Below are 11,898 nucleotides of genomic sequence, written 5' to 3' on the forward strand. Positions count from 1 at the left end.
CCGAAATCGCTTTATTTTAATAGGGTTACAATTCATTTCAAAATATCGACCAAACAATCACCGAGATATAAAAACTTAAAATATGTTCAATAAAAATTTAAAATTAATCATTGCAGGACTTATAATTGCTTTTTCCGTATACCAATTTATAGAAGGCAATATCGGAAATGGCATATTTTTAATTCTACTATCCTTAATATTTATCTTTCTTTATTTTAGAAATGAAATTATTCTTTTGGCGTTTTTAAGAATGCGTAAGCAAGATTTAACCGGAACAAAGAATTGGCTGGATAAAATTAAAAATCCTGAAGGGGCACTAACGGTTAAGCAACAAGGTTACTATAATTACCTACACGGTATTATATTCTCTCAAACGAATTTAACCCAAGCTGAGAAATACTTTAAAAAAGCACTAAAGCTTGGCTTAACTATGGATTATGATGTTGCTATGGCTAAATTGAGCCTAGCAGGTATTTCTATGCAAAAACGTCGTAAAAGAGAAGCTACAATGCTACTTAACGAAGCCAAGAAATTAGATAAAAACAATATGTTGACGGATCAAATTAAAATGATGCAACAACAATTGAAGAAAATCTAATCTTATTTAGCCTCTCTATAGTATCCTTTATTTGGAATTTCCACTGTATACTTCTTACGAGAATTATTATTTAAATGTGCCTCTCTCAGCCAAGGATTGTGGCGCTTTAATATTTTATAGTTGATTTCGTATTCTTGCGCAAAATTAGCAAAATCACTTACTGGCTCATCTATTTCCACAGTAAATGTCGGTACCGCTTCGTACATATCTTCTTTCTCGATATGAAAACCATACTTTTCTGGATTGGAAAGGATTTCTTTGATTGCCATAATTCTGAATACATACCTACCTGTTTCACTACCAAGTAATAGATCCCAGTAATTATCTACTTGTTGAATGCCCATGTATTTATTGATAGCACCTGGACCTGCATTATAAGCAGCTGCAGTTAATGCCCAACTACCATATTTGTCTTTCCATCTGTTCAAGTACTTACAAGCAACCTCTGTAGACTTTTCTAAGTGGTAACGTTCATCGACATTTGAATTCACCTCTAAACCATACTCCCTACCTGTTTCTCTCATTATCTGCCAAAAACCAGTTGCACCTGCTGGCGAAACCACATTTGTCAATCCGCTTTCAGCTACAGCTAAATATTTAAAATCATCAGGAATTCCATTTTTAGCTAAAATTGGCTCAATTATAGGAAAATACTTATTTGCTCTTTTAATAAGTAATACGGCATTTGACTGCCAATAGGTATTCACTAAAAATTCGCGATCTATACGCTCCATGATTTCAGGATCTGCCTGAGGAACAATTTCTCCTGCAAAATTCAAATCGGCAGGTATGTCAATTGATGAAATCCTATAAGACTTAGATACGTTTGTTTGAACACTATCATTTGCAACCACCCTATCGTTGCTAACAATACCATCAGTGTTTCCAACAGCAAATATCAATGTACCCGCAACGAATACAACACCTAACAACATCAATATATTCTTAATAGTTTTCATGAATTTTATATTTTAAATTATTTCTACCAATACTTTAGTCTACCAAAGGTATATATAGAACTATCTTATTCCAAAATAATTGTTGGCAAGTTCTCGTTAAACCACTTTGCCCTATGTATTATCATAGTATGGGTTCCATTCGGCACATGTAAACAATTGCTAATATTTGTTATTGGAAATACAGTATCCTTTTCACCCTGTATATGCACCAATTTCTCGTATGGTTCCTCTTGTTTCCAATTTACCAGCTCGTTTATACACCAATCTATATAGCTTTTATCTCTAACTGATAAATATTTTTCATACAACGAAAGACGTCTCGTTACACTTTCACCAAATGCATATTTAGCCAATAATTCTACATTGTTGACCAAACCTGTAGGAAGCAGTTTATGAACACTTGTATACCTAGCAAACATCATACGCTTTGGCAGCTCATATCTAGTTTTTACACTTGACACAATTATTACTTTTCTTACCCCAAGATATTTAGACATTTCTTGAACTAGTAGTCCGCCTAACGAAACCCCCAACAACACCACATTTTCGTGTTGTATTTTACTACACATGTTTTTTGCATAATCATCAAATGAAATACCTTTTACAGGAATACTCCATTCTAAAAAATGAAGTTCAAAGCTTTCTTTAGGTAGTTTTATATACTCGAAAATAGCAGGACTTGCCGCCATACCCGGCATACAATACACATGAATTACATTATCTGTCATAGGCACGAAGCGTAGTAAAAACTAGGAAATTAAGTATTTTTTAACTACTTTTGTAAGAGAATACGAAAAACATATACAATTTGATATGTTATATTTTATGCAGTATTCCCTAATGATAAATTACGATATGAGAACATCGTAATTTTTTTGTCTAACAACAACACTAAAATTTTCTATATGAACGATGTTATCATTAATGACAATTCTTTTCTGCGACAATTTGAAACTACTGTAGATGGTCATCTTGCCAGAATTGAATATTCTTCTCAAGAACGAAAGGTATTCCTTACCAAATTAGTTGTTCCAGAAGAAATTACAAATGAAGATTTTAGAGAAAACTTCATCAAAGCCGTTCTAAGTATTATTCAAGAAAGAAACCTTAGAGTTGTACCTACAAGTCCTCATATAGCAGGATTTCTGCGAAAGAATAGAAGACAGTATAAAGAAATGCTACCTATCGGCATTCGTATCTAATAAATTAAAAAGCCTTTCAATTGAAAGGCTTTTTTTATGCTTCTACTTTTTCGCTTACAAAATCAAACCTAACCAAACCATCCTTGTCAATTTCAGTCAGATTAACCTGATGTAATGTATTTACCAATTCAGGATTCCAAGGAGATTTTACTTTCACGTAATTTTCAGTAAATCCGTGAATATATCCTTCTTTATTCTCACCTTCGAACAACACAGTTAAATCATTTCCTAACTGACTCTCATAAAACGCTCTTCTCTTCTTTACAGACAATCCACGTAACATTTTACTCCTTTTACCTCTTACTTTATTAGGCACCACACCATCCATTGTAGCAGCTGGCGTATTATCTCTCTCTGAATATGTAAAAACATGTAAATAAGAAATATCTAAATCATTCAAAAAGTGATACGTCTCTAAAAAGTGTTCTTCGGTCTCACCAGGAAAACCTACAATAACATCAACCCCAATACAGCAGTTTGGCATTACCTCTCTAATCTTCGCTACCCGTTCCCTGTAGAGATTCGTCATATAACGACGCTTCATTAATTTCAGAAGATCATCACTACCACTTTGCAAGGGTATATGAAAATGAGGTACAAAAGTTTTGCTTTGAGAAACAAACTCTATTGTTTCATTCTTTAAAAGATTTGGCTCAATAGATGAAATTCTCAACCGATGTATTCCATCGACATCGTCTAAAGCCGTAACAAGGTCTAAAAAAGTATGCTCATGCTTTTTATTACCGAACTCCCCTTTACCGTAATCTCCAATATTTACTCCCGTTAGAACAATTTCCTTAATACCTTGCTCAGATATATCTGCCGCGTTCATTAAAACATTTTCTAAGGTATCGCTTCGAGAAATACCTCGTGCCAAAGGAATTGTGCAGTAGGTACATTTATAATCACAGCCATCTTGGACCTTTAAAAAAGCTCTTGTTCTATCGCCAATTGCATAACTGCCTACATAAAAATCAGCATCTGCTATTTCACAAGAATGAACTTTTCCGTGATCATTTTTGGTTAAATCATTTATATAATCGGTAATCTTGAATTTTTCGGTAGCTCCTAAAACCAAATCAACTCCATCAACATCCGCAAGTTCTTCTGGCTTTAACTGAGCATAACAACCTACAGCCGCAACAAAAGCATCGGGATTTATCTTCTGCGCTTTTTTAACTATAGTCTTAAATTTTTTATCGGCATTATCGGTTACAGAGCATGTATTTATAACATACATATCTGCTTTTTCGGAAAAATCTACCCTATCGAATCCCTCGTCTGCAAAGCTTCGGGCTATGGTAGATGTTTCTGAAAAGTTCAACTTACATCCTAAAGTGTAAAAAGCCACTTTCTTCTTCATCTAATAATCTCTTTGAGCGTGTAAAAATACTTAAACTTCAATTAGCTGTTGTAAGCTAAGTAGTTGAATTTCAATTCTAAATACTTAATACTTTCTCCATTTTTTTGTTATTTCAAAAACATGGGTTAGAATATTGGCTTCAACTTCATCAAACTCCACCCCTCTTCTAGCCATCATTACTTTAGCAGCATCAAATGCTTTTGCAGGTTGATATGCCGTAAACCCAGATGCTCCACCCCAACTAAAACTTGGTACAAAATTTCTTGGAAACCCAGGAACATAGATATTGGAATTCACCCCTATTACTGTACCTGTATTAAACATTGTATTAATAGCGGTTTTACTATGATCACCCATCATTAAACCGCAAAACTGCAATCCGGTTTGTTCGAAACTCTCGGTAGCATAATTCCACAGACGGACTTTCGCATAATTATTTTTTAGGTTCGAGTTATTGGAATCCGCACCTATATTACACCATTCCCCCAACACGGCATTACCCAAATATCCTTCATGGCCTTTGCTTGAATATCCAAAAATAACCGAGTTACTTACTTCTCCACATACCTTGCTATACGGACCAATAGTATTCGCTCCATAAAGCTTACCTCCCATTTTTATGATAGCATTATTACAAAGTGCCAAACCACCACGTATTAAACTACCTTCCCAAATTTCAGAATTCTTTCCCAAGTAAATAGGTCCGTCAGTAGCATTTAGAATACTAAACTCAACCTTTGCTCCTTCTTCAAGAAATATACGCTCTGGGTGAATTAATTGATTGGTACTCGATATCGGTTGACTTTTTCGACCTTTTGTAATAAAATCAAAATCGAACTGTAAGATATCTGCATTTTTATCAAAAATATCCCAAGTATTGTTGATCTGAACAATATCATCCTTAAATTCAACCGTACTGAAATTACTTAATTCATCTGCACTTTTAGAAACTTCAGCTAAATAAGCTATAATCAATTCGCCCGACATTAACACCTCACCAGATTGCAAAGCCTTCACCGCTTTTAACAACTCGTTAGAAGGTAATATCGATGCATCTATAAAAACATTAGAATCTTCTAAATTTACAGGGTATTTTACACTTAAATACTCTTCGGTCAAAGATGTAACCGAAACCTTTAAAAATGCCTCCCAACGCTCTTTCAAGGTCATAATACCTACTCGAATTTCTGAAACGGGACGAGTAAATGTGAAGGGTAAAAGATGATGCCTTCGAGGACCATCAAAAAGTATAAAGTTCATACAAGATGATTTTTTTCAAAATTAACAAATATCCGTAGAGCATCTATAAATAATAGACAACTTCCTTTATTTAAAAGTTAAATGCAAAAGAAACGCCTTCGAAAATTTCGAAGGCGTTATATTTATTAAAGAAATAAAAATACTATTCCTCTTCTTTTTTCTCCTCTTTAGAAAATTTCTTGTATTTGTTCTTGAACTTGTCGATACGACCTGCTGTATCCAAGAATTTAGCTTTACCAGTGTAAAACGGGTGAGAAGTTCTTGAAATTTCCAATTTTACCAATGGATACTCAACACCATCTACATCTAAAGTCTCTTTAGTGTCAGCTGTTGATTTAGTCAAAAATACTTCTTCATTAGACATGTCCTTAAAGGCCACTATCCTATAATTTTCTGGGTGTATATCTTTTTTCATTTTAAAAACTTTAACGCACCCATTCCGACGGGCACTCATTTTAAGGCTGCAAAAATAGTGAAATTCTACAAACAGACAATTACAAAACCAAAAAAATATTAAATTTAATTTTTTCACTTTTGTAACAAAAGATATATTTATCATACTAATATACCAAACAACCTATAATCACTATAATCATGGAAGAAAATCAACCTAAAACTGGAAAATTTGCATTGAACTACGGGCTGCTAACCGGTCTTATCGGTGTTATATTTGGCATTATGCTCTTTGTAATGGAAATGCATTACGAACAAGGAGCCTCAATACAAATAACACAAACCTTAATTTTAGCTGCGGGTATAATTCTAGCAATAGTTCAATTTAAAAAAGCTGGCGGCGGATTTTTAAGTCTTTCCAATGCTTTAAAAGTTGGAGCTGGAGTAGCACTTATAGCTGCAATTGTTGGATTATTATATTTCTTTATATTATCTAACGTTATTGAGCCTGGTTATATGGACAAAGTATTTGAAATTGGAAAAATCAAAGCAATGGCAGACAATCCAAGCCTTACGGAAGAACAAATTGATCAGGGTATAGAAATGCAAAAAAGCTTTGCATGGATATCCTACCCCGTTTTAATAATAATAAATGTGCTAATCGGACTAATAATAGGTCTGATCACCGGATTAATCTTGAAAAAAGAAGAAGCTGCTTATTAATGCTAAGTAATTGTAGTATTTTTGGGGACAATACCAGAAGTCGCGCATGCAATTATCAATAGTAATTCCTTTACTTAACGAAGAAGAATCACTTAAAGAACTTCATGATTGGGTTGTATCTGTGATGCAAGCCAATCATTTTTCTTATGAAATACTATTTGTTGATGATGGCAGTACTGACGCCTCATGGAAAATTATCACAGAACTATCCGAGAAAAACCCTGCTGTTAAGGGAATTCATTTTTTACGCAATTTCGGTAAATCACAAGCACTACATGCCGGTTTCAAAGCAGTAAGCGGTGATGTTATCATTACGATGGATGCTGATTTACAAGATAACCCAGAAGAAATTCCTGAGTTATACAATATGATTACCAACGAAGATTACGAACTGGTATCTGGCTGGAAAAAGAAACGCTACGATTCTATCGTCTTCAAAAACACTCCATCAAAATTATTTAATTGGGCAGCCAGAAGAACATCTGGTGTTAGATTGCATGATTTTAATTGTGGACTAAAAGCCTACGCGAAAGATGTTGTAAAAAACATTGAGGTATCTGGTGAAATGCATAGATATATACCTGTACTTGCGAAAAATGCTGGTTTTTCTAAAATTGGCGAAAAAGTAGTTCAACACCAAGCTCGTAAATACGGTAAAACAAAATTCGGAATGGAACGTTTCATTAATGGATTTCTAGATTTACTAACCATTTGGTTCGTATCTAGATTTGGTAAACGACCTATGCACCTTTTTGGAGCGTTGGGCGTTTTAATGTTTTTAATCGGATTCGGATTTGCTATCTATTTAGGTATAGATAAATTATTCATAAACAAGTTTGGAAGATTAATTACAGACCGTCCACAATTTTACATTTCACTGATAGCCATGGTTATAGGAACTCAGTTGTTCCTTGCCGGATTCATCGGCGAAATATTAATACGTTCTAAGAAAGAAGAAAAAAGATATATTGTCTCTGAAGAAATAAACACCGTACTTTTAGAATAGTAAAATTCTTACTAACTTAATTGCACATAAAACTAAAACCAAATGGATAACATCCTTGAAACTGCTAAAACCTGGCTTACCGATTTTTTCGACCCAGCTGTTAAAAAAGAAATTGAACATCTTATCGCCAACGACAAAGAAGAACTGAACGATCGTTTCTATAAAAATATGGAGTTCGGTACAGGTGGTATGAGAGGCGTTATGGGCGTGGGTACCAATCGTATAAATAAGTATACTTTGGGTAAAAGCACACAGGGACTTAGCAATTACTTAAATAAAGTATATAGAGGCGAAGAAATCAAAGTGGTTATCGCTTTTGATTGCCGACATAATAGTGATACGCTCGCTAGAACCGTAGCTGAAGTATTTTCTGCTAATAATATTAAGGTATACCTTTTCTCTGATTTGCGTACCACACCAGAACTATCGTTTGCAGTAAGACATTTAAATTGCCATGCTGGTATTGTACTAACAGCATCTCACAATCCACCTGAATATAATGGGTATAAAGTATATTGGACAGACGGCGGACAAATTGTACCCCCACAAGACGGAGCTATTATTGCAGAAATAAATTCTCTTGATTTTGAAGATATAAAGTTTGATGCAAATGATAGCCTTATTCATGTAATCGACAAAGAGGTTGATGAAGCTTTTATTGCTCAGTCTGTCGAAGCAGGAAATTTTAATGCAGAAGGAAAAGATGACTTTAAAATTGTTTTTACATCACTACACGGAACTTCAATTACTGCTATACCAGAAGTATTGAAACGCGGTGGGTATGAAAATGTGACTATTATAGAAGAACAAGCTAAGCCAGATGGAAATTTCCCTACGGTTAAATCTCCGAATCCTGAAGAATCAGAAGCGCTTTCAATGGCTGTTAAAAAGGCTGAAGAAATTGGTGCTGATATGGTTGTAGGTACAGATCCCGATAGTGACCGTCTAGGTATCGCGGTTCGTAACCTTGATGGAGAGATGGAAATTGTTAACGGAAACCAAGCTATGGTTTTAATGACAAAATTTCTTCTAGAAAAAAGAAAAGAAAAAGGATTTAAAGGCAATGAATTTATTGCTAGTACTATAGTTTCTACCCCAATGATGGAAGCTATGGCGAAAGCTTACGGTGTAGAATTTAAAACTTCTTTGACCGGATTTAAATGGATTGGTAAAATGATCAAAGATTTCCCTGAGTCAGATTTTATTGGTGGTGGCGAAGAAAGCTTTGGTTACATGGTTGGTGATTTTGTACGTGATAAAGATGCGGTTACTTCTACCCTATTGGCTTGTGAAATTGCTAGCCAAGCGAAAGCCAATGGCAGTTCTTTTTACAAAGACTTAATTCAATGTTATGTTGACTATGGCTTTTATAAAGAGCATTTAGTTTCCATCACTAAAAAAGGAATTAGCGGTGCCGAGGAAATTAAGCAGATGCTGAAGGACTTTAAAGAAAATCCGGTGGAATCTGTTGCTGGATCTAAAGTAAAGTGGATTGAAGATTACAACACTTCAATTGCTAAAAATGTATTGACCGATGAAGAAAAAACTATTGATATTCCAAAATCTAACGTATTAATCTACGAAACTGAGGATGGAACTAGAATAGCAGCAAGACCAAGTGGTACCGAGCCTAAGGTGAAGTTTTACATTAGCACAAATACGACATTAGAAAAAACTGAAGATTATAAAAAAGTAGCAGCAGAACTTGACAATAAGGTCAAGAGCATTCTTGCTGAGCTTAATTTAGCTTAATGAACTATTTCAAAAAGATTCTTCGCTTTGCGAAGCCTTACAAGATATATGCTATTTTAAATATTATATCTAACATCTTTTATGCACTGTTTTCAACATTGGCGATGATTTCATTGTTTCCAATGTTGAATGTGCTATTTAATCAAACAGAAAAAATATACACCAAACCAAAATGGAAGGGTATTTCTGATTTAAAAGATTTTGTTACCGACTCTTTAAACTTTTATGTTACCGAACGAAGCGAGCATAGCGATCCAGGTGAAGTGCTTATGATAATGGTAGGATTAATAATTACGATGTTTCTTCTAAAGAATCTTTTTAATTACCTAGCTATGTACTTCATTACATTTCTTCGTAATGGTGTTCTTAAAGATTTGCGTAATGAACTCTATGACAAAACTATAGAACTACCCATATCATATTATTCTGAAAAAAGGAAAGGTGACACTATTGCCCGCATAACATCTGATGTATTAGAAATACAACATTCCTTTTTATCTATTTTAGAACTAGTTGTAAGAGAACCACTTACAATCATTTTTACGATTATAGCCATGTTAGCTATTAGTCCGAAATTAACCTTATTTGTTTTTCTATTTCTTCCAGTTTCAGGATTTTTAATTTCATTGATCGGTAAATCTTTAAAACGAAAATCTGACAAGGTTCAAAATGAACAAGGCTACTTCCTTTCTATTTTAGAAGAAACATTAGGTGGCTTACGAGTCATCAAAGCATTCAATGCCGAATCGGTCTTTGCTAATAAATTTCAAGCTTCCACTAAAAGATTTTTTAATTTCTCAAATAGCTTACTTAATAGACAAAACTTGGCTTCACCTACAAGTGAATTTTTTGGTATTGCTGCTATCGGAGTCATTCTTTGGTATGGAGGGCAAATGGTGCTGGTAGATAAAACACTTGAAGCTGAACTCTTTATTACCTATATGGCATTGTCATATCAAATACTAACACCTGCAAAAGCCATAAGTAAAGCTTCTTACGGTGTTAAAAAGGGCAATGCAGCTGCAGAACGTGTTTTAGAGATTTTAGAAACAGAAAATCCGATTTCAGAGATTGACAATCCTATCCATCAAGAAACATTTGATACAGCTGTACACATTAACAATATCTCTTTTAAATACGAAGATGATTATGTATTAAAAAAATTCAACCTAACAGTTGAAAAAGGAAAAACCGTTGCCCTAGTTGGGCAATCTGGTAGCGGAAAAAGTACCATTGCCAATCTTGTAACACGTTTTTATGATGTTAACGAAGGTGATATTAGCATTGATGGAAACAACATCAAAAATCTAAGTAAAAAATCGCTTCGTGGTTTGTTAGGATTGGTTACTCAAGATTCTATCTTATTTAATGATACCGTTAAAAACAACATCGGATTAGGAAAAGAAAACGCGACCGAAGAAGAAATAATAGAGGCTGCCAAAATTGCAAATGCGCACGATTTCATCATGGATTTACCTAATGGTTACGATACTAACATTGGTGATAGCGGTAATAAATTAAGTGGTGGTCAAAAACAGCGCTTGTCCATTTCTAGAGCAGTTTTAAAAAATCCACCAATTATGATTTTGGACGAAGCTACCTCTGCTTTAGATACCGAAAGCGAGCGCTTGGTACAGGATGCTCTTGAAAAGATGATGAAGAACAGAACTTCTATTGTTATTGCTCACCGACTTTCTACTATACAAAATGCAGATACTATTGTTGTACTTCAAAAAGGAGAAATTGTTGAGCAAGGCACTCATGCAGAGCTATTAGAGCTGAATGGTACGTACAAGAAACTTGTACAGATGCAATCTTTGGTATAAATTTTTATACCTAGTTATTCCTAAAAATTATAAATTAAAAAAGCCATCTTTTCAGATGGCTTTAGTTTTTATATAAAGTGTTTAACTATCTAGCCACCTTAATATCAACAATCATAATTTGACCGTCGTTACTCTTCATTTTAATAGCACCTTTATGTCCTGCTGCATTCTCAAACAAAACAATAGTAGGGTAATCTTGTGGTCCCATTGCCTCATCTTCATTCTCAATAACTAAGTCAATAAGTGCACTTTCGTCGGTTATAGCATCAAATTCCGCAACCGTCATTTGATCTGCTGTATTTTCCATTTTAGTTGTGGTACCGCCTTCTATTTGCTCATCTTGGAACAAATCATCAGGACTCATCCAAAATAAGAATCCGGGATTTGACGGACTCATATCATACCAAGCTAAATCAATAGTTAGTGCTATTTCTGCATCAATCTCATTGTATGTGTATAAATTTCCTGTGCTTGAAGAAAAGAAACGCTTTGTATCCAAACCATCAGTATCAACTATAAATTCAATATTTTCATATAAAACATAGCTGGATAATTCTTCAGCTTCCTCTTCTGTTTCTTCTCCTGTTTCCTCCTCAGCCTCTTCTTCGTTCTCGGTTTCTTCTTCTACTATTTCATCCTCTTCATCAGCTTGTTCAGTTAAGTCCTCGATTATTACATCTTCGTTATCGTCACTACATGAAATAATTGTAATTGATGCCATTAAATAGCATACTAAAAGATAATTTTTCTTTAAAATCATATAAATATATTTTGGTTTGTTTGATAACGAATAGAAAATTTAATTATTGGAATACC

The 11,898-nt window shown here is 34.2% G+C and carries 12 protein-coding genes; 6 read left to right on the forward strand and 6 right to left on the reverse strand.

Annotation, left to right across the window (positions count from 1 at the left end):
• Nucleotides 1–82: 82 nt before the first annotated feature.
• The gene (locus DFQ03_RS09810) at nt 83–598 is read left to right on the forward strand and encodes a DUF2892 domain-containing protein (RefSeq protein WP_133672989.1); all 516 of its coding nucleotides are present in this window, start codon (nt 83–85) and stop codon (nt 596–598) included.
• Nucleotides 599–600: 2 nt separating this feature from the next.
• Here DFQ03_RS09810 and DFQ03_RS09815 read toward each other — a convergent pair whose 3' ends face one another.
• Together DFQ03_RS09815 and DFQ03_RS09820 are read right to left on the reverse strand one after the other, a co-directional pair.
• Nucleotides 601–1,557, reverse strand: a complete 957-nt coding sequence (locus tag DFQ03_RS09815) for a lytic transglycosylase domain-containing protein (protein ID WP_133672990.1) — start codon at nt 1,555–1,557, stop codon at nt 601–603.
• Nucleotides 1,558–1,622: 65 nt separating this feature from the next.
• Entirely contained in the window at nt 1,623–2,285 is a 663-nt protein-coding gene (locus DFQ03_RS09820; protein ID WP_133672991.1) for an alpha/beta hydrolase, read from the reverse strand.
• Between the two features lie 177 nt (nt 2,286–2,462).
• Between DFQ03_RS09820 and DFQ03_RS09825 the strand changes: the two genes are divergently transcribed.
• Entirely contained in the window at nt 2,463–2,759 is a 297-nt protein-coding gene (locus tag DFQ03_RS09825) for a GNAT family N-acetyltransferase (RefSeq protein ID WP_133672992.1), read from the forward strand.
• A 34-nt stretch (nt 2,760–2,793) separates the two neighbouring features.
• On the opposite strand, the gene mtaB is transcribed toward DFQ03_RS09825, so the two are convergent.
• From mtaB to DFQ03_RS09840, 3 genes are all read right to left on the reverse strand, one after another.
• A complete protein-coding gene (gene mtaB, locus DFQ03_RS09830; RefSeq protein WP_133672993.1) occupies nt 2,794–4,122 on the reverse strand; it encodes a tRNA (N(6)-L-threonylcarbamoyladenosine(37)-C(2))-methylthiotransferase MtaB in 1,329 nt (442 codons plus the stop codon).
• Between the two features lie 84 nt (nt 4,123–4,206).
• Nucleotides 4,207–5,382 (reverse strand): GlmU family protein, encoded by a 1,176-nt coding sequence (locus DFQ03_RS09835; RefSeq protein ID WP_133672994.1) that lies wholly within the window; start codon nt 5,380–5,382, stop codon nt 4,207–4,209.
• A gap of 142 nt (nt 5,383–5,524) precedes the next feature.
• Entirely contained in the window at nt 5,525–5,797 is a 273-nt protein-coding gene (locus DFQ03_RS09840; protein ID WP_133672995.1) for a type B 50S ribosomal protein L31, read from the reverse strand.
• Between the two features lie 179 nt (nt 5,798–5,976).
• Here DFQ03_RS09840 and DFQ03_RS09845 point away from each other — a divergent pair, with 179 nt between their 5' ends.
• From DFQ03_RS09845 to DFQ03_RS09860, 4 genes are read left to right on the forward strand one after another with little or no spacing between them, the layout of a single operon-like run.
• Entirely contained in the window at nt 5,977–6,498 is a 522-nt protein-coding gene (locus DFQ03_RS09845; RefSeq protein ID WP_133672996.1) for a DUF4199 domain-containing protein, read from the forward strand.
• Nucleotides 6,499–6,544: 46 nt separating this feature from the next.
• Nucleotides 6,545–7,504 carry a glycosyltransferase family 2 protein gene (locus tag DFQ03_RS09850; RefSeq protein WP_133672997.1) on the forward strand — a complete coding sequence of 320 codons (960 nt, stop codon included), beginning with the start codon at nt 6,545–6,547 and terminating at the stop codon, nt 7,502–7,504.
• Between the two features lie 42 nt (nt 7,505–7,546).
• Complete coding sequence (locus DFQ03_RS09855; RefSeq protein ID WP_133672998.1) at nt 7,547–9,256, forward strand: phospho-sugar mutase; 1,710 nt, start codon at nt 7,547–7,549, stop codon at nt 9,254–9,256.
• Complete coding sequence (locus DFQ03_RS09860) at nt 9,256–11,082, forward strand: ABC transporter ATP-binding protein (protein ID WP_133672999.1); 1,827 nt, start codon at nt 9,256–9,258, stop codon at nt 11,080–11,082. Before DFQ03_RS09855 ends, DFQ03_RS09860 begins: the two co-directional genes overlap by 1 nt.
• Nucleotides 11,083–11,167: 85 nt before the next feature.
• Here DFQ03_RS09860 and DFQ03_RS09865 read toward each other — a convergent pair whose 3' ends face one another.
• The gene (locus tag DFQ03_RS09865) at nt 11,168–11,842 is read right to left on the reverse strand and encodes a hypothetical protein (RefSeq protein ID WP_133673000.1); all 675 of its coding nucleotides are present in this window, start codon (nt 11,840–11,842) and stop codon (nt 11,168–11,170) included.
• Nucleotides 11,843–11,898 lie beyond the last annotated feature (56 nt).

The sequence above is a fragment of the Maribacter caenipelagi genome (assembly GCF_004364175.1).
In the GTDB taxonomy this organism is placed as follows: domain Bacteria; phylum Bacteroidota; class Bacteroidia; order Flavobacteriales; family Flavobacteriaceae; genus Maribacter; species Maribacter caenipelagi.